The 18,048-nt window shown below is 50.0% G+C and carries 21 protein-coding genes and 1 pseudogene; 20 read left to right on the plus strand and 2 right to left on the minus strand.

The annotated features are described in order from the left end of the window. The first annotated feature begins 829 nt into the window (after positions 1-829). The 17 genes from TX85_RS07495 (at position 830) to TX85_RS07575 (ending at position 13,710) form a co-directional block, all read left to right on the plus strand. Complete coding sequence (locus TX85_RS07495; RefSeq protein ID WP_044478472.1) at positions 830-1,192, plus strand: helix-turn-helix transcriptional regulator; 363 nt, start codon at positions 830-832, stop codon at positions 1,190-1,192. Between the two features lie 214 nt (positions 1,193-1,406). Next, positions 1,407-2,033, plus strand: a complete 627-nt coding sequence (locus TX85_RS07500) for an FMN-dependent NADH-azoreductase (RefSeq protein ID WP_044478473.1) — start codon at positions 1,407-1,409, stop codon at positions 2,031-2,033. Between the two features lie 133 nt (positions 2,034-2,166). Beyond that, the gene (locus tag TX85_RS07505) at positions 2,167-2,382 is read left to right on the plus strand and encodes a hypothetical protein (protein ID WP_044478474.1); all 216 of its coding nucleotides are present in this window, start codon (positions 2,167-2,169) and stop codon (positions 2,380-2,382) included. 22 nt (positions 2,383-2,404) lie between these two features. Continuing rightward, complete coding sequence (locus tag TX85_RS07510) at positions 2,405-3,055, plus strand: hypothetical protein (protein WP_044478475.1); 651 nt, start codon at positions 2,405-2,407, stop codon at positions 3,053-3,055. Further along, a complete protein-coding gene (locus TX85_RS07515) occupies positions 3,052-4,257 on the plus strand; it encodes a glutathionylspermidine synthase family protein (RefSeq protein WP_044478476.1) in 1,206 nt (401 codons plus the stop codon). Before TX85_RS07510 ends, TX85_RS07515 begins: the two co-directional genes overlap by 4 nt. Further along, positions 4,250-4,870 (plus strand): hypothetical protein, encoded by a 621-nt coding sequence (locus TX85_RS07520; protein ID WP_044478477.1) that lies wholly within the window; start codon positions 4,250-4,252, stop codon positions 4,868-4,870. Before TX85_RS07515 ends, TX85_RS07520 begins: the two co-directional genes overlap by 8 nt. Then, positions 4,867-5,256 (plus strand): DUF350 domain-containing protein, encoded by a 390-nt coding sequence (locus TX85_RS07525; protein ID WP_044478478.1) that lies wholly within the window; start codon positions 4,867-4,869, stop codon positions 5,254-5,256. Before TX85_RS07520 ends, TX85_RS07525 begins: the two co-directional genes overlap by 4 nt. Before the next feature lie 47 nt (positions 5,257-5,303). Beyond that, complete coding sequence (locus TX85_RS07530; RefSeq protein ID WP_044478479.1) at positions 5,304-6,020, plus strand: MgtC/SapB family protein; 717 nt, start codon at positions 5,304-5,306, stop codon at positions 6,018-6,020. A gap of 121 nt (positions 6,021-6,141) precedes the next feature. Beyond that, positions 6,142-6,837 carry a response regulator transcription factor gene (locus TX85_RS07535; protein ID WP_044478480.1) on the plus strand — a complete coding sequence of 232 codons (696 nt, stop codon included), beginning with the start codon at positions 6,142-6,144 and terminating at the stop codon, positions 6,835-6,837. Continuing rightward, on the plus strand, positions 6,815-7,924 hold the full coding sequence (locus tag TX85_RS07540; RefSeq protein WP_233500642.1) for a sensor histidine kinase: 1,110 nt from the start codon (positions 6,815-6,817) through the stop codon (positions 7,922-7,924). The genes TX85_RS07535 and TX85_RS07540 overlap by 23 nt, the downstream gene beginning before the upstream one ends. 189 nt (positions 7,925-8,113) lie before the next feature. Beyond that, positions 8,114-8,635 carry an RNA polymerase sigma factor gene (locus TX85_RS07545; RefSeq protein WP_044478482.1) on the plus strand — a complete coding sequence of 174 codons (522 nt, stop codon included), beginning with the start codon at positions 8,114-8,116 and terminating at the stop codon, positions 8,633-8,635. A gap of 124 nt (positions 8,636-8,759) precedes the next feature. After that, on the plus strand, positions 8,760-9,989 hold the full coding sequence (locus tag TX85_RS07550; RefSeq protein ID WP_081671671.1) for an MFS transporter: 1,230 nt from the start codon (positions 8,760-8,762) through the stop codon (positions 9,987-9,989). A gap of 54 nt (positions 9,990-10,043) precedes the next feature. Next, on the plus strand, positions 10,044-10,631 hold the full coding sequence (locus tag TX85_RS07555) for a nucleotidyltransferase family protein (RefSeq protein ID WP_049894856.1): 588 nt from the start codon (positions 10,044-10,046) through the stop codon (positions 10,629-10,631). Positions 10,632-10,655: 24 nt separating this feature from the next. Continuing rightward, positions 10,656-11,054: a hypothetical protein gene (locus tag TX85_RS07560; protein WP_044478483.1), complete on the plus strand. Its 399-nt coding sequence runs from the start codon at positions 10,656-10,658 to the stop codon at positions 11,052-11,054. A gap of 22 nt (positions 11,055-11,076) precedes the next feature. Continuing rightward, positions 11,077-11,958 (plus strand): NAD-dependent epimerase/dehydratase family protein, encoded by an 882-nt coding sequence (locus TX85_RS07565; protein WP_044478484.1) that lies wholly within the window; start codon positions 11,077-11,079, stop codon positions 11,956-11,958. A 33-nt stretch (positions 11,959-11,991) separates the two neighbouring features. Then, positions 11,992-12,741, plus strand: coding sequence for an SDR family NAD(P)-dependent oxidoreductase (locus TX85_RS07570; protein ID WP_044478485.1), 750 nt, complete (start codon positions 11,992-11,994; stop codon positions 12,739-12,741). Positions 12,742-12,777: 36 nt separating this feature from the next. After that, positions 12,778-13,710 carry a Gfo/Idh/MocA family protein gene (locus TX85_RS07575; RefSeq protein ID WP_044478487.1) on the plus strand — a complete coding sequence of 311 codons (933 nt, stop codon included), beginning with the start codon at positions 12,778-12,780 and terminating at the stop codon, positions 13,708-13,710. A 77-nt stretch (positions 13,711-13,787) separates the two neighbouring features. Here the strand turns inward: TX85_RS07575 and TX85_RS07580 are convergent, their stop codons facing one another. Continuing rightward, on the minus strand, positions 13,788-14,117 hold the full coding sequence (locus TX85_RS07580) for a hypothetical protein (RefSeq protein ID WP_044478488.1): 330 nt from the start codon (positions 14,115-14,117) through the stop codon (positions 13,788-13,790). 37 nt (positions 14,118-14,154) lie between these two features. After that, on the minus strand, positions 14,155-15,414 hold the full coding sequence (locus TX85_RS07585; protein ID WP_044478489.1) for a multidrug effflux MFS transporter: 1,260 nt from the start codon (positions 15,412-15,414) through the stop codon (positions 14,155-14,157). A gap of 259 nt (positions 15,415-15,673) precedes the next feature. Here TX85_RS07585 and TX85_RS07590 point away from each other — a divergent pair, with 259 nt between their 5' ends. The 3 genes and pseudogenes from TX85_RS07590 to TX85_RS27430 all read left to right on the plus strand — a co-directional run. Continuing rightward, positions 15,674-16,723, plus strand: coding sequence for an ABC transporter substrate-binding protein (locus TX85_RS07590; protein WP_044478490.1), 1,050 nt, complete (start codon positions 15,674-15,676; stop codon positions 16,721-16,723). A gap of 34 nt (positions 16,724-16,757) precedes the next feature. After that, positions 16,758-17,672: an ABC transporter permease gene (locus TX85_RS07595; RefSeq protein ID WP_044478491.1), complete on the plus strand. Its 915-nt coding sequence runs from the start codon at positions 16,758-16,760 to the stop codon at positions 17,670-17,672. After that, a pseudogene (locus TX85_RS27430) lies at positions 17,672-18,048 on the plus strand (ATP-binding cassette domain-containing protein); the annotation flags it as partial. The gene TX85_RS07595 and the pseudogene TX85_RS27430, both read left to right, overlap by 1 nt.

Genomic DNA, 18,048 nt, shown 5'->3' on the forward strand with positions numbered 1-18,048 from the left:
TATTTGTCACCGGTTCGATTTGCTGCACGCTTTGAGAAGAAAACAAAGAAAAGGGAAGCATAACCTTTCACTTAATATGTGTCCACTTTCTTGACAGAGATCCATTATGTCATTAAAATCGGCGCATGAGCACCCTCACTAGGAATTTTAATGCCTTATGTCACTAAAATCGGCGCATGAACTCCTTCAGCAGCAATTTTAATGCCTTATGTCACTAAAATCGGCGCATGAACACCCTCACTAGGAATTTTAATGCCTTATGTCACTAAAATCGGCGCATGAACACCCTCACCAGCGATTTTAATGCCTTATGTCATTAAAATCGGCGCATGAACACCCTCACCAGCAATTTTAGTGCCTTATGTCACTAAAATCGTCGCATGGGCTCCCTCCCCAGCAATTTTTAATGCCTTGTGTCACTAAATTTGTCGTATGAGCATCCCCATCAGCAATTTTAATGCCTTATGTCACAAAATTTGTCGCGTTATGAGTGCCCCCATTGTACCGACGAGCCAAAGTCGAGGGCTCAGAGGCTCCCTGCTGTTACGAGGATACAAAATATGCGAGGTAGGGGCGGCACTTTTTATCCATCTTTTTGTCTCAGACAGAGCCCCTATTTTGGGCGAGAAAGCGTTATCTATAACCTTTATTAAATAATTCATCATATGAAAAATTCACAACAACAAAACCAACTTTTCTAGTTCCTCACTGCATCCCCTTACCATCCTCGTACTTACTCATTTCTTTACTTGTTTTAAGCGAAAATTCAACGTATAGTGAACCTAAATATAGGAGCTGCTATTAAAAATTAGGGAAAGGAGGGCTTGAATTGGCCTTTCTAATCGCACAACGAGCTTATATCAAGTTATTTTTAATTACCAAGGTCGAGCAACAACGGGGATACGGCTATCAAATGCTGGATCAGTTGAAGGAGGAGTTCAAGCCGTTCGGCTATGTGCCGCCCCAAAGCGAGGTATACCGGGCACTCCATGAGCTGGTCCAGGAAGGAGTGCTGTACCGGACCAAGCAGTTAAAAGGGGTAGATCCCAGCGTTGATTTTCAGGAGATTGTGTTATATCAATTTACGGATGGCGGCTACGAAAAAGCGAAACGGTATAAGAAGCAGGTCAAAGCAGATTTGGATCGCTGCATCGGATTGCTGCAAAAGGCTGCAACTGATAATTATGCATAATCTCCGCGGTGAGAAGGAAACCGTTACTGCATGAGAAATATGGTTTCTGCTGCACGTCAATATCACGCGAAACTTGCTGAATAATCTGAAAAATTTTCGCAATAATCATGAAAATGTAATATTTTTACTTTGACAGGGGCATTTTGATCATGTACTATACTTATTACAGTTAGAGAATAATTGTAAGTCTATATCATCAGGAGGTATATCCAGAATGTCCCATGTCTTATTTATCAAAGCAAATAATCGCCCCGTCGACCAATCGGCAACTGTAAAACTGTATGAAAGCTTCTTGCAATCATATAAAGAGAATCACCCGGAAGATACGATTACAGAATTGAATGTATTTGAGGCGAACCTGCCGTACTTCGATAATGATATGATGAGCGGTCTGTTTAAGCTTGGACGCGGAATTGAGACTACACCTGAAGAGCAAAGAGCGGCAGATCTTGCAAATACATATCTGGACCAGTTCCTGGCAGCAGATAAAGTGGTATTTGCATTCCCGCTGTGGAATTTCACTATTCCTGCACAGCTGTTGACATACCTCTTCTACCTGAACCAAGCGGGTAAAACCTTCAAATATACCGAGCAAGGTCCGGTTGGCCTTGTAGGCGATAAGAAGGTGGTTCTGCTTCAAGCGCGCGGCGGTATCTACAGCGAAGGACCGATGGCGAATATTGAAATGTCCATGAACTACCTGAAGGCTACGCTTGCCTTCTGGGGAATCACGAATCCGGAGACGGTTATCGTTGAGGGGCATAACCAATTCCCGGATCGCGCCGAGTCGATTGTACAAGACGGCGTGAAGCAAGCCGCTGAATTGGCAGCTTCGTTCTAACAATAATATCAAGCCACGGGCCGTATCCGGATTTTCTTCCGGATGCGGCCTCTTTTGCGTAGTGATGAAACTCTTCCCGGCTAATCCCGTATCAGTTATTATGAATTTAGTTCTGGAAAGGATGGAGTCAGACATGGAACAAGGGATGATTGTGAAAATGTACGAGAAAAGCGCAGACGGATCGCTGAATGAAATTGATGAACGCCTGTGGAGTCCGGCTATGATCAGCGCACTGGAGCATGTCAACTATATTGTGATACAGGATCGGGAATATGAAGCTGTTGAAGGCCGATTGAACATTGATGCACAGATTTTAGAGCTTTTGCTCGTTCCAATTAGGAATCAATAAACAATGGAGGAGGGAGTTAGCTGTGGCGAATCAAGAAGCAACCCCAAAGACGCAGGAGAACAGCAGGCTGTTCTCCTCTGAAGGGAAGCCGGTGCGCGTTCTGTCCACATCACTTGGGATTGCCCTGTTGGCTAATGCGTTTCTTATTCCGGGAGAGCCTGCAATGGCATCAGGAAGCGGGACGTCTGAACCGACATTGGTGGAATGGTCTAGTGAAGAGGTCAAAGCCTACTTTGATCAAAATGTGGACTGGAGCCTGCCGATTCAGGCCGAGGAGCAGAGCGGTCAGGAAGAAACTTCAGGCGGAACGACGATTGTCAACCACTATGGCGGATACGGAGGCTTTGGCTGGGACGATCTGCTGCTGTACCATTTGCTTTTTAATAGTGGAACGAATTATTCCAGCTCCACCTGGCACAAAAATAATAAAGGCTATTATCCAGGTACAACGACACCATACACACCGCGCACTTATTCCAGCGGTTCTTTTCAGAGCAAGCCTGTAGCCGGGTCGGTCGTTCCTCCGAAGACCTCGGCGTCAACGAAGGGTTCTATTATCCGCCGTTCAACTTCATCGACAAGCGGCGGAATCGGCGGCAATTCCGGCAGTCTTGGTTCTTCCTCCAGCTCCAAGAGCAGCTCGGGAACGAGCAAAGGATTTTTCGGCGGATGAGCGGACAGACATTCAGGGTCACAGGAGAGCCTGCTTCTGATCGGCAAGCACGTGTCAAGGCACTGGAGGAACTGGGTTTTACATGGGCAAATCTGGAGGATGAGGAATATTGGCTGGATCATATCATCCTGATGGACAGGACAGTCTATGAGGAGTTGGCCGAAGCGTCTCGTGCTCTTTGGCGCATTCTCGACAAGGCTGCAAGATATGTGCATGGAAAAAGAGACCTATACGAGCTAATAGGGATTCCGCCGCTGCTATGGGAACTGCTCGATATCCTTCCGATGCCGGAGGAAGGCCTGATCAGTCGGTATGCCCGATTTGACTTTGCGGTGTCTCAGTCCGGAGCGATCAAGCTGCTGGAGCTGAATGCCGATACGCCTACCGGGTATGTAGAAGCCTCTATCGCTACGCCGTGGCTGTTGACTCGAGCGGGCTACAAATCAGTGAATGAAGGAATGCAGCACCTTGTTGCAGAGGCTTGGAGCAAGGAGCAGCCTGAACGAGCAGCTTGCGTAGGCTATGGCGAGCATCTTGAAGATAGCGGGACAATCAACGCGCTGGTGAAGCATAGCGGACGGGAAATGATCTGTGAGGATTGTCTTGAGCTTTGGTTTGATGAGGGATACTTGAAGAACAAGAATGGGGACATCATTGAGCGTTTATTCGCCCTGTATCCTAAAGAATGGATGGCCGTGGACGATGCTGGCGAGGCGATGGCCTACGCCCTGGAGACGGGACGGTTGACGTTATTCAATTCACCTCACAGCCTCATTCTCCAGTCCAAGGGGCTGCTTGCCGCGGTATGGGGGCTGTATGAGCTGGGGCTTCTTTATAATGCCCGGGAGCGGGAAGCCATCTCCAAATACATGCTGCCTACCTATAATAAACCGTTGTTCTCCGGGGATTTTGTGTCCAAGTCGATGTTTGGGCGGGAAGGCGGCTCCGTTCGGATGTATGATCCGGAAGGAGCGCTGGAGGCGGAGGATGATGATGGCTTTGACAGCAGTGTGCTGTTCCCGTCTGTCTATCAGAAGAGAGCTGACTTGGCGGTTGTGGAGACGAGTGCAGGCAAGCTGCATCTGCTGACAGGCATGTTTGTCATTAATGGAGAGCCCTGCGGATTGTTAGGCAGAGCAGGCGGACTCATTACGGGAAATACGAGCCATTTTATCGCGATAGGAGTGGACAGCCATGAATAGTAAAACCAAGCTTACAGTGGTATTGGTCTGCCTGATGCTGCTCTTGAGTGGTTGCGGATCCTCAAGCGTGCTGCATACAAGTGCCGGCAGTGAACAGATCATGGAGTCCTCCAGAGTTCCATGGGACTACCGGATTCAACAAGCCACAGTCGGCGATCTTGTCGGGAGTGATATGACCTTGCTGCCGGATAATGAGCTGCTGCCGAACGATGGAAATTATGCGACCGGAGATACGATCTGGATTCTTCAATTCATGGACGCAGAACTCACGACCGATGAGAGTCAGAAGAATGAAATCCGCCTGTCAACATGGAGCCCCCTCAAATCATACCCGGATCAAGGCTCTGCGGAGAAGGATCTGGCTGAGCTTAAGGTTGCGGTCACGACGGAGGTTGGGCTGGTAGGGGTCTACAAGACCGAATATAACGGGGATACCCGGAATTTTGCGGTGCTGGAGCTTCCGACAGGCAATCGGGTGAAACAGCCTGTTGACGATGAGCGGTATGAGCAGCTGAAGAATGTACAAAAGGTTGCCGTAGTGCTGGAGGAAGTTCATGATTTCGCAGATTACGATCTGACTTATGCTAAATTTCGGGGGTGGGCAAATCCATGATTCTAGTCAATATTGTCATCAGCATTGCCATTATGATCGGGCTTCAATTGTTAGGGATGGTCATTTTTAACTGGATGACGCCTTATAATGATATGGAGGAATTAAAGCGCGGGAACAAAGCCGCCGCACTGGCTATGGGCGGAAAATTTATTGGTACGGCAATCATTCTGGGAGTCTCGGCTTATACCAATACTTCGATCTGGTTCATGATCCTCTGGTTTGCGGTAGGGTATGTCTGCCTGATCGCCGTGTATTGGATTTTTGAATGGGTAACGCCAACGATTAAAGTTTCGGACGCCTTGAAAGAGGGGAATGTAGCGGTAGGGATTTTGCTGTGCATGGTGTTTATCGGCATGGCTTTCGCTGTGAGCAGTCTTATCATATAATGGATCAAAGATGGACATGAGAAGAGACAGGGAGCGAATAACGAATCATGGAAGTTATCGAGCTGGGAATGATATTCAAATTGACCTTAGCGATGCTGTTTGGCTTGTTTATCGGAATTGACCGCCAATTAAAGCAAAAGCCGCTGGGAATTAAGACAAGCATGGTCATTTGTATCGCCAGCTGTCTCGTTACAATTGTGTCTATTGAGGCATTCGAGGTCTTTGCAGGTCCAGACCATCCGAATATGGACCCGATGCGGCTTGCAGCACAGGTGGTCAGCGGCATTGGTTTTCTGGGTGCCGGGGCCATTTTGCGCCGCAGTAATGAAGGGATTTCCGGGTTGACCTCTGCGGCGATGATCTGGGCGGCCTCCGGGATCGGGATTGCGATTGGAGCCGGATTCTATTGGGAGGCGGGTTTGACCGTCATTCTGCTGATGCTTTCCGTTAATTTCATTCCTTATCTCATAAAATGGGTCGGGCCATACAAGCTGAATCAGCGGGATGTATCCATCAAGGTCGTGATGGAGGCGGAAGGCGACCTGTCCATGCTGATTCGGATTATCGAACGCAAGGATGAAGGCAGCCGCGCAGCTAAGGCGCCGCAGCATCGAATCCGCAGATTGAAGATCAAGGATCTGGAAGAAGGCAGGCATCGGGTGGACATGGTCATTGCTGCATCAGAAAGGGAGCTCACCACAGAAATTTATCAGTTCATCAGACAGATCGATCATGTCATCAGCGTTGAAGTAGAGAACCTGTAAGCCTCGGTATCTTAAAGGTTCGTAATCCTTTTTTAACTTTTTGTTTGTTTTATCATGCACGCGGCATGGTATGATTGTTGATGATCATGCCATTTCATGCAACTAAAAGGATGAGTTACTTATGAGCAAGCAAATTTTGATTGTTGATGATGATGAGAAAATCGCTAAACTAATAGAGATCTATATGCTCAATGAAGGATTTACGGTGCACCGTACCGGCAACGGACTTCAGGCGCTGGAAATGGTGGACGAGCTTCCGATCGACCTGATCATTCTCGATGTCATGATGCCAGGACTTGATGGCATCTCCGTTTGTCTGAAAATTCGCGAGACCTTGACCACTCCGATTCTGATGCTTAGCGCCAAGGATGGGGACATGGACAAGATTACCGGGCTGATGACCGGTGCGGATGATTACATGGTAAAGCCGTTCAATCCGCTGGAGCTGGTGGCCAGAGTCAAATCACTGTTGCGGCGCTCTTCCTATTCCAATCAGCCTCCTCAGCAGGCTTCCGATCATCTGATTACGCTCGGTTCGCTTCATATTGACAAGGAGACTCATATAGCCTCCGTGGATGGGCGGCCGGTCAAGCTGACCCCGATCGAATTCAGCATCTTGCATTTGCTGGCAAGCCATCCGGGCAGGGTTTTCGGATCGGAAGAAATTTTCGAGCTGATCTGGAAGGATAAGTATTTTGAGAGCAATAACTCGGTCACTGTACATATCAGCCGGCTCCGGGACAAGCTGGAGAAGGAAATGGACGGGGAGAAGCTGATTAGAACCGTATGGGGGGTTGGCTATAAAATTGAAGGCTAGCCTCAGGTTTTTAGCATGGCTATTTTGGACCGTCGTTGCTTCCTTGATTTCGCTTCTGCTGCTGGTCGTAACAGCCCGATTGTTCTATTTTTTCCTGCCGACAATTTCGTTTAATTCTTTTATTTACTGGGTTAACGTGAATATTGGCTTTCCATTAGCCTATTACCTGGCAGGCGTTCCGATCATGCTGCTGTTCTCGTTGTATTTCTATAGAAGAAGCGTCCGGCGCCATGAGCATAAGTATCTGGATCAGCTTATTGAGGGCGTGCATAAAATTGAGCAGGGCTCCAACGCGAAGATTCCGGTCGAGAATGTAGGACAGCTTGGGCAGCTCGCCACGGACATTAACCGAATGCTGGACAGAATGCGAACCTCCATGGAGGAGGAGCGCAAGGCTGAACAGACCAAGAATGAGTTGATTACGAATGTCTCCCATGACTTGCGGACACCTCTGACCACGATCAACGGGTACCTGGGGCTAATCGATCAGGACCGCTATCGGGATGAGGTTGAGCTTCGCTATTATATCAATATGGCTTATGAGGAATCCTTGCGATTGAAGCAGTTGGTGCAGGACTTGTTCGAATACACCCGTTTGCAAGGAAAAGAAATGAAGCTGATTCCGAGCCGGATTAATCTGGCCGAGCTGCTCCATCAGATCTCCGCTCATTTTGGCTGGCAGCTGCAGGAGAATAATATGGAATGCCGTCTCTTTATGCCAGCACATCCACTGAATATTTTAGCGGATACGGACAAGCTGCGGAGAGTCTATGAGAACCTGTTTACAAATGCCATTCGGTATGGCAGTGCCGGCCGGTTCATTGATATTCGCGGCTGGATCGACGGAGACGAGGTTGTCACAGAGGTGATCAATTATGGAGAAGCCATTCCGGAGGCGGATCTTCCGCATCTGTTCAACCGCTTCTATCGGGTGGAGAAATCACGGGCCGGTCATACCGGAGGTTCCGGGATCGGACTGGCCATCGCGAAAAATATCGTAGAGCTGCATGGCGGAAGCATATCGGTAGATAGCGACGTATATAGAACGGTGTTTACAGTGCGTCTGCCCATGAGCCGTGAGAAATAAGCAATGCTGCCCGAAGCAATCGGGCGGCATTATTTTTTTCAACATAGTCTGCTCGCTGCAAGTTTAAGGAAATCGAAGGTCTTTCTTAAGGAATTCTTAAGATTTTCTTATATGGAATGCAACCAGTCTGCCGGATAATAAGATTAACAATTGGCTTCAGACTGATCTTATTAGGAGTGGAAACTAACAATGAAGAGAAGATCCATGGATTTAATATATCGTGAGTTCAAACTGGACGTATACCGTTACTTATATTATTTGTGTCATGACCACCACCAATCCGAGGATTTGACGCAGGAGACCTTTTGCCGGGCGTGCAAGAAGCTTGAGAATCTGGAAATGGGCAAGATTAAAGCCTGGCTGCTGCGGGTTGCGCATAATGCCTACATCGACAGAGTGCGTAAAGAGAGCAGATCCCAGGTTTATGAAAATGAATTTTTCTATGGGATACCGAATGAAGAGACTCCCGAGCACCATGCTCTGCAGCAGGAGCGGAGCGACGAGCTTTATGCACTTCTGGCACAGCTGACCCCCCAGCAGCAGCATGCTGTGCTTTTGTATGACATACAAGGCTTTTCCTATCAGGAATCCGCTGATTTGATGAAGATCAGTCTTTCCCATTTCAAGATTCTCCTTTACCGGGCCAGACAGAAGCTTCGTTCTCAACAGAAGGATGTTCAGGTCAATACCATGCTTGCCGCCAACCTCTGATTTAAGCCATTCAAGAACGCCGATAAGGCGTTCTTTTTGCATTTGCTCTTTGATTTTTTTACGCTTCACCTTCATAATGAATGTGTTAAACATAGAGAGAACAAGTGTGGATGGAGAGATGATGATGAATGCTTCAAATGAAGGGGGGACAGCCGCCCAAAGGCTGACCTTTTTTCCGGTTTTATTTGCAATCAGTCTGGTGCATCTGCTGAATGATACGATGCAGTCTGCAATTCCAGCCCTGTTTCCGGTCCTGAGAGACTCTTTGATGCTGAGCTACGGTCAGATCGGTTGGATATCCTTCGCCATGAATATGACAGCCTCTGTCTTTCAGCCGGTGGTGGGCATTTACTCGGATATACGACCCAGACCTTACATATTACCGCTCGGAGTGTGCTTTACACTTGTCGGTGTGGTTATGCTTGCTTATGCTCCTGTCTACAGCATGATTCTGCTTGCCGTGATGTGCATAGGCATCGGCTCTTCGATCTTTCACCCGGAATCTTCCCGGGTGGCTTATCTTGCCGCAGGGAATCGCCGAGGCTTAGCTCAGTCCATCTTCCAGGTGGGCGGCAACATCGGGGCTTCATTGGGACCGCTGATGACAGCTCTTATATTTATACCGCTTGGCCAGCAGAGTGTAGTCTGGTTTGCGCTGGCGGCAGTGGCTGCGATTGTAATCCAGTTTTTCGTAGCCAGATGGTATGCTTCCCTGAATGCTAGGCCGGTAGCGCGTAAAACCACTGCTCAAGAGTCCGGTAAGACTCATTTGTCCAAACCCGGTCTCAGCAAAGGAAAAATCAGCGGTGCGATTACGGTGCTTGTTGTGCTGCTGTTTTCTAAGAATGTATACTCCATCAGCATTTCTAGCTTCTATGCCTTCTATTTAATTGATCACTTTGGACTCGGCAAGAGTAGTGCCCAATGGTATGTATTTGCTTTCCTTGCTGCTTCTGCGGTAGGCACCTTCTTCGGCGGACCGATCGCCGACCGCTATGGAAGAAAAAATATCATCTGGCTGTCGATCCTTGGCGCTGCACCTTTTGCGCTGCTCATGCCGTATGCGAACCTGTTCTGGTCGGGCATATTGGTCGTGCTGGCCGGTCTGATCATGTCTTCCTCATTTTCAATTATTGTTGTCTATGCCCAGGAACTGCTGCCGGGAAAAGTTGGGCTGGTCTCCGGCCTGTTCTTCGGCCTGTCCTTCGGATTAGGGGGACTTGGATCGGCCGTGCTCGGTAATTTTGCGGACCAATGGGGCATCGTGTTCATTATGCAGATTTGTTCCTATCTTCCTTTGCTTGGGTTGCTGACGGTCTTACTGCCTAAGGATGAGGCGCTGCGGGCAGGCTGACAATGGAGATGAGATTTAAGCTGTCCTTGGATTGCATGAATGGGAGGAATGTGGATGAGCTATGAGATGTCAGCTTTGATTGAGCTTCGGGATGCAAGTAGTCTAGAGGCTCTTATCCTCGGACAACGGGAAATGATAGCTGATTTGCAGGCGGTCGCTTCACTCCAGCTTCCGCAAGGACGGATTGCCGCCGGTTATATTCGGAATTTCGTCTGGGATATCCTGCACGGGTATTCAGAACGGACGCCGCTGCTCGATGTGGATGTGATCTATTATGATCCCAATTGCCTTGATGAGGAAGCGGAGAAGGAGATTGACGCCAGGCTTAGAGAGCTTGTGCCGAAATGGAATTGGTCAGCGAAAAATCAGGCCAGAATGCACTTGAGGAATGGGCATGAACCCTATGCCTCGGCAGAAGATGCGATGCGGTATTGGCCTGAAACAGCCACCGCTGTCGCTGCCTTCTGGTCCAAGGAGGAGATAGTGCAAATCAGTGCACCACTCGGGCTGGAGGATTTGCTCCATCTGCGGCTTAGAGAGAATCCGAATTGTAATTCTTCAGGTACGTTCGAGCAGCGGATACAGAGCAAGCGCTGGCTGGAGCTATGGCCGAAGCTGCAGCTCGTATCTAGGGAAGTTTAAATTCGTTGTAGGGGGAGAAGGCTCATGAATAAGTCCAAGGGCTATTTGTATTATCTAATCTGGATAATCGGTGCGCTGCTTCTTGTCTATTACGGAAACCGCTTTGTCTCGATGATGGAGCAGAACTCTGACAGTGTGCTGAAGGTGAGTTACAGCCTGATCGGTAATATTTTATACGGATTGGCGCTGGGTGCCTATCTCAGTATGCTTGGCGGTCTGCCGAACCGGCGCAGTTTCCAGCGGCCTTTATTCTTCTTTGTATTTCTGCCGACCTTATTGCTGGTCATTTATCCGATTCTCAGCATTTACTTCAAGATGCCCTACGGTTCATTGTATATTCAATTGACAGCTCAGGAGGGTTATTTCTTTATCACCGCTTTATGCGGACTGACTATGATGAAGAGCTTGTTTGGGAGTAAGTAAATAGAATTGAGGAGGGATACCCATGGGCAAGGTGTTGATTCTTGGTGGTACGAAATATTTTGGCAAACGATTAGTGGAGCTATTACACGCGGAAGGCCGTCATGAGATTACGGTGGCAACGAGAGGCATAACCGGGGCGGAATTCGATAAAGATGTAAGACGAATTACGGTCAACCGAACGGATGCGGATTCGCTGGGCAAGGCAGCAGCAGATTCCTGGGATATCGTCTATGATAATATTTGCTTTTCACCGAACGAAGCGTTGATCGCAGTCGATGCCTTTGAAGGGCGGGTAGGACGTTATGTACTTACCTCTACCTTATCTGTCTATGGATTTGGCTCATCCCCGCTCCGGGAAGAGGATATGAACCCTTACAACTATCCTTGGGCAGCTGCAGAACGGGGAGAACTGGAGTACGGCGAAGGGAAGCGGCAAGCGGAAGCCGTGTTTTTTCAGAAGGCTGCTTTCCCGGTGGCTGCCATGCGCATTCCAATCGTACTCGGTCCGGATGATTACACAAGGCGCCTTCATTTTCATGTGGAGCATGTTAAACATGAGCTTCCGATCGTCATGCCTAATCCGAGTGCGGAGATGTCGTTCATATCATCTGCCGAGACGGCCGAGTTCCTGCAATGGCTTGGGAGCTCCGGGCTCGTCGGCCCGGTAAATGCTTGCTCGGAGGGCCATATATCGTTATCCCGGATGATGGAATGGATTGAAGAGGCAACAGGCAAGAAGGCGAACTTGGTTACCGAGGGAGATACGGAGCATCATTCCCCGCTCGGTATTCCATCCTCATGGACGATGGACACAAGCAAGGCTGAGGCAGGAGGATACCGCTTCTCGCAGGCTGCCGATTGGCTCTCGAAACTGATCGCTGATATTGCTGCGGGAAGAGCTTGAACGTGGACCATGATTCTAAAGGAGGCATTCGGGATGAAGTGGAAGGATCGCATCGTCATCGTAACGGGAGCAGGAAGAGGAATCGGGCGGGGCTTGGCCGAGAAGTATGCTGAAGCCGGTGCAACCGTAATTGTTGCGGAGATGCTGGAAACGGAAGGACAGGCGGTTGCCGAGGCCATTTCCTTGCAAGGAGGCAAGGCCAAGTTTGTTCCTTGCGATGTCCGAGCCGAAGAGGATCTTATCCGGCTGATGGAATCAACGGCAGAAGAATTCGGCCGCATCGATGTTCTGATTAATAATGCGGGTGTATCCCGCTTCAAGTCTCCGTATGAGCTATCGGTGGAGGAGTGGGATGATGTGCTGAATACCAATGTGCGGAGCGTATTTATCGCTTCCCGTGAGGCAGCAAAGGTCATGAGGCTGCAGCCGGAGGGCGGTGCGATCGTGAATATATCTTCCACCCGTGCGCTGATGTCGGAACCGGGTTCAGAGGCCTATGCCGCATCCAAAGGCGCGATTGTCTCGATCAGTCATGCGCTTGCTGTATCCTTTGGCCCTGACCGGATTCGGGTCAATTGCATCAGTCCCGGATGGATTGAGACCGGAGACTATAACTCCTTGCGCGATGTCGATCATCGCCAGCATCCAGCCGGCCGGGTGGGAGAACCGGGAGACATTGCCCTGGCGTGCCTGTATTTGACGGATCCTGATAATTCCTTCGTAACCGGAAGCCATCTGGTCGTAGACGGCGGAATGACACGGAAAATGATCTATGAAGAATAAATTAAATCTGAGTTCGAGAGGCTGGGGGGATAACTTATGAAAATAGGCATCATCGGATTAGGCGATATCGCTCAGAAAGCTTATTTGCCTGTCATTACTGCCTTGGAGGGGGTAGAGCTTGTATTCTGCACCCGGAATCGGGAGACTTTGGATCGTCTTTCGGCCAAATACCGAATTTCTGAAGCCGCGGTATCTGTCGAAGAGTTAATTGGCCTCGGGGTAAATGCCGCGTTCATTCATTCCTCTACCGAGTCTCACGCGCAGATTGCAGAGCAGCTGATTCGCAGCGGTATACATGTCTATGTCGATAAGCCGATTTCCTATCATTATGGGGAAGCTGAGCGGCTAACCGCTCTCGCAGAGGAATTGGGCGTTATTCTGATGGTAGGCTTCAACCGGCGCTTTGCCCCGATGCATGCGACAGTGAAGGATACGGCGCAGGTACGTTCCGTGTTTTTACAAAAAAATCGTCTTCGTTCTCCTGATTATGCCCGCCGCTTTGTGTATGATGACTTTATCCATGTCGTAGATACGATCCGTTACTTGGCGCCGGGGCAAATCACGAAGCCTCCCCGGATTACGACCTTTGTGGAGGATGGGAAACTGGTGTATGTGCAGCTTCAATTGGAAGGACAAGACTTCCTGTGCACCGGTGTGATGAACCGCGATTCCGGGGCCGATGATGAAGTTCTTGAGGTCATGAGCCCAGGGAACAAGTGGGTGATTGAGAGCATGAATACGACCGTTCATTATGAAGCAGGACAGGAACAGGTTCTGAAATTCAAGGACTGGGACCCCGTGTTGTATCGCCGCGGCTTCGTTCGCATGATTGACCATTTTCTGGATTGCGTCCAAAATGGTTGGCAGCCCATCATCACTATGCAAGATACCCTGGAGAGCCACCGGATTTGCGAACTGATCGTCCTGGAAGCCGAGCGGAATAATGCATTGCCTTGGGGTCTGGCGTAATAAAGCAAAGCCGAGCCGGAAGTCACACACTCCCGCTCGGCTCTTCTTAATTAAGGTGGATCCATTCAGAAAGCAATTCAAGACTCCTGTGAGTCCGATGGTTCAAATTTGTAATCCTTTAGTTTCTCCAGAGCGCTGCGCGAATCTTTCTTCGCTGGCGCTTTTCGACGTTCCGCCGGTTGCTCCGGCTTCGGCAGTAAGTTAGCGATATAGTGTAAGTAATCTCTGTTCTCCTCGGCCTGTTCAAGAATAACACCCAAGGCTATAAAGATCATTCCGCTCAGAAACCCGGATACAACTGTGCAGAGAGCGATCCAAAAGCTGCTGAGATAAGGTCCTCCCAGAACACCAACAAGTAAACCGACTGCAAAAAGAAAAATGCCAATCCCCTTTAAAAGTCTGCTCACATGAAACCCTCCCGAATTAGATTACGAATGCACTAGATTACGATTTTGTCTGAAATCTGTGTACCAGCAGTGTGTAGCAAAGCACCGCGCCGACATCCCCGCAGAAGATGACCACCGCCATGGGAACAGCTGTATACTCTCCGCCAAGCCCGACCAATGGGGCGACGACGGCTCCAAGGATATACGGCAGCAAGCCCAGCAGCGCCGAAGCGCTTCCCGCGGACTTCTGCTGATTCTGCATCGCGAGCGTGAAGCTGGACGTCCCGACGATACCGACGGCAGAGACAACAAAGAACAGCGGAACCAGCAGTGCAGCAAGTCCTGCGTCCAGCAGCACACCTGCAAGCAGGAGTACCGAGGCTATCGCAGCCATGCCGAGACCAAAGCGCAGGAGCACGGTTTCGGACACCCGTCCTGCCAGCCGGCCTGTGACCTGGCTGGCAATAATGATGCCCACGCCGTTCATGGCAAAGATCAGACTGAAGGTTTGCTCACTGACTTGGTATATATTTTGTAGTACAAAGGAAGACCCGGAAATATAGCCGAACATCGCTGCAGAAATGAGTCCCTGGCTCAGGCAATAGCCGATGAACAGGCGGTCACGCAGCAGTCTGGCAAAGGTAGAGCGGGTATCCTGCCAGCCGCCGCTTTGCCGGCGTTCCCGCGGAAGGGTCTCCGGCTGGCCGAGCAGCACGGCAAGCAGCATGATCACGCCGACTACGCATAGCACAGCGAAGACGCCGCGCCAGGAGACAAAGCGGAGCAGCTGCCCGCCAAGAATCGGCGCCAGAATCGGAGCGGCTCCGTTAATGAGCATGAGCAGCGAGAAGAATCTGGTCAGCTCGGAGCCGGAATACATATCCCGCACAATGGCGCGGGAGAGGACGATGCCGGCGGCTCCGGACAGCCCTTGAATGAAGCGAAGCACATTCAAGGTGATGGCATCCGGTGCGAATACGCAGAGCACCGAGCTGATCGCATAGGCGGCCATGGCAATAATGAGCGGGACACGCCGTCCCCGGGCATCGCTCAGCGGGCCGACGACAAGCTGTCCGAGCGCCAGACCCAGCAGGCAGGCTGTCAGGCTGAGCTGGATCATGGATGCGCTCGTGGACAGCTCCCCGGCCATGGTCGGCAGGGCGGGAAGGTACATATCCAGCGACAGCGGCCCGAAGGCAGACAAGCTGCCTAGAATGAGAGCCGAGGTGAATCGACGGCTCCGGACAGCCAGATTACTGGAGCTACCTTCTGAAACCGTATCGGCTTGTTGTGAATTGGAATCCGTAGTAATACTCATAGATGATGATCCTTTCATGAAAAGAGTCAGCGAAGTTTCAGTATAATGACGATTTTCCTATTATACTACATTTTAATAAAGTGGCGAACCACTTACGAACCGGATTGATCTGTGATTTGCTGAAAAGAGATTGACGGATAATTGACCACCATTTAATATAGTAATCATATTTTACTTTAATACTTTTATCCATAAAAGCGTCAATGAGACTATGCTTTCGTGGAGTGAATTTAGTGAGTAGATGAGAGGGGTTATGACAATGAATTTTAAGAAATCAGCCATTTTAGCAATGACAACGGCAGCACTGATCTTTGGAGTTGTAGGATGCGGAAACAACAATGCGGGCAGCAGCACAGCGAATTCCGGCGGGAATTCCTCCTCTGCCGCAGGCAAGGACAGTTACAAGATCGCTATCTCCCAATATGTAGAGCATCCATCCCTGGATGCTACGCGTGAAGGATTTATGGCGGCACTCAAGGATGCCGGACTTGTGGAGAAGGAAAATTTGACGGTGGATTATAACAATGCCCAAGCGGATTCTGCAAATAACATGTCGATCGCGCAAAAAATCGCCGGGGAAAAATACGATCTGGTACTGGCAATCGCTACCCCGCCAGCTATTGCGGTTGCAGGTCAGGTGAAGGATTCTCCGATTCTGTTCGCTGCGGTTACAGACCCACTTGACGCCAAGCTGGTTAGTGATCTGGAGCATCCGGGCGGCAATATCTCGGGGGCATCCGATACGAACCCTGAAGCGATCAAGAAGCTGATGAACTTTGTTGCCGATCATTTTGGAGATGTAAAGAATGTCGGTATTGTTCTGAACGAGGGCGAACCGAATGCGGTCGTGATGAGCAAGATTGCTGAAGAGGCATTGAAGGAACGGGGGATTTCCTTGGTAAAGGCAACCGTGACCAATACCTCTGAAGTGAAGCAGGCTGCCGAATCTCTGGTAGGCCGTGTTGACGCAATTTATATCACGCTGGATAACACGGTTGTCGAGGCGGTAAATACGATTATCCAGACGGCAAATGAGCATGACATTCCATTCTTCTCGGCAGACCGGGATACCGTAGAGAAGGGTGCCTTTGCCACCGTTGGATTCAAATATTACGATCACGGATACCAGGTTGGTCAGATGGCCTTAGAGGTGCTTAAGAACGGCAAAAACGTCGGCGACTTGCAAGTTACGGTTCCTGACAAGCTGGACTTCATCCTGAACCTCAGCGCCGCCGCGGAGCAAGGCATTGAAGTGACCGACGCGATGAAGGAACAAGTGCTTGACAAGGAGAACAATCTGATCGAGTAGACGAAGGTCATACTCGCCTGGAGGTAGATTCATCATGACAACTGCATTACTTGGGGCGCTCGAATCCGGGTTGATTTATGCTTTGATGGCGCTTGGCGTATATATTACATTCCGCATTCTGGATTTCCCTGATTTGACTGTGGACGGCAGCTTTACCACAGGAGGTGCGATTGCTGCGGTAATGATTACGAGCGGAACGTCGCCCTGGATCGCAACACTGTCAGCGCTTGCCGGCGGCATGGTTGCCGGTGCGCTGACCGGGATTATTCATACTAAGGGCAAAATTAACGGACTGCTCTCCGGGATTTTGATGATGATTGCACTGTATTCTATTAACATGCGGATCATGGGCAAGCCGAATGTCAGCTTGCTTGGCGAGCCTACTGCATTCGGTTCCATATCTCCGTTAATCCTGATGCCGTTCATCGTTATTCTGATCAAGCTGGCATTGGACTGGTTCTTCCACACAGATCTTGGCTTAGCGCTTCGGGCGACTGGCGACAATCAGAGAATGATCCGCAGTCTGGGGATGCACACCGATTACACCCTTATTTTGGGGCTAAGCCTGTCCAATGGACTTGTTGCCCTCTCGGGTGCCTTAATTGCTCAGCAGACCGGCTTCTCGGACATTTCGTCGGGGATCGGGATGATTGTGATCGGGCTTGCCTCGGTTATCATTGGAGAGGCGATTATCGGAGCTCGCAGCGTCTTTATCGCTACACTCGCAGTCATTGTCGGTTCGATTGTATACCGCGTGGTTGTAGCCTTGGCGCTGAGAGTCGACTGGCTTGAGCCGACGGATTTGAAGCTGATCACTGCTGTAATTGTGGTGGTTGCTCTAGTGGTGCCGACGGCTAACAGATCGTGGAAGCAGAAAGCCCTGGCACGCAAGCGGACACAGGAAATGGCGGATATGTCCACCGTCCGCCAGACAGGAGGTGGATTCTGATGCTGCAGCTCAGTCAGGTATCCAAGCTGTTTAATCCTGGTTCTCCCGATGAGAAAACTGCATTGATTAATGTAAATTTAACCTTGCAGCCCGGCGACTTTGTGACTGTTATCGGAAGCAACGGTGCGGGTAAATCTACATTGATGAATATGATCTCTGGCGTGCTCCGTCCTGATTCCGGCGAGATCCGGATCGAAGGCAATGAAATCAGTCATCTGCCCGAATATAAGAGAAGCCGCTGGATTGGCCGTGTATTTCAGGACCCGATGGCCGGAACGGCACCTCATATGACCATTGAGGAGAACCTCGCGATGGCATATGCGCGAGGCAAGAGGCGCGGACTCTCGTTCGGCGTGACCTCTGCCCGCCGTGTCTG

The sequence above is a fragment of the Paenibacillus antibioticophila genome (assembly GCF_000455265.1).
GTDB classification, from domain to species: domain Bacteria; phylum Bacillota; class Bacilli; order Paenibacillales; family Paenibacillaceae; genus Fontibacillus; species Fontibacillus antibioticophila.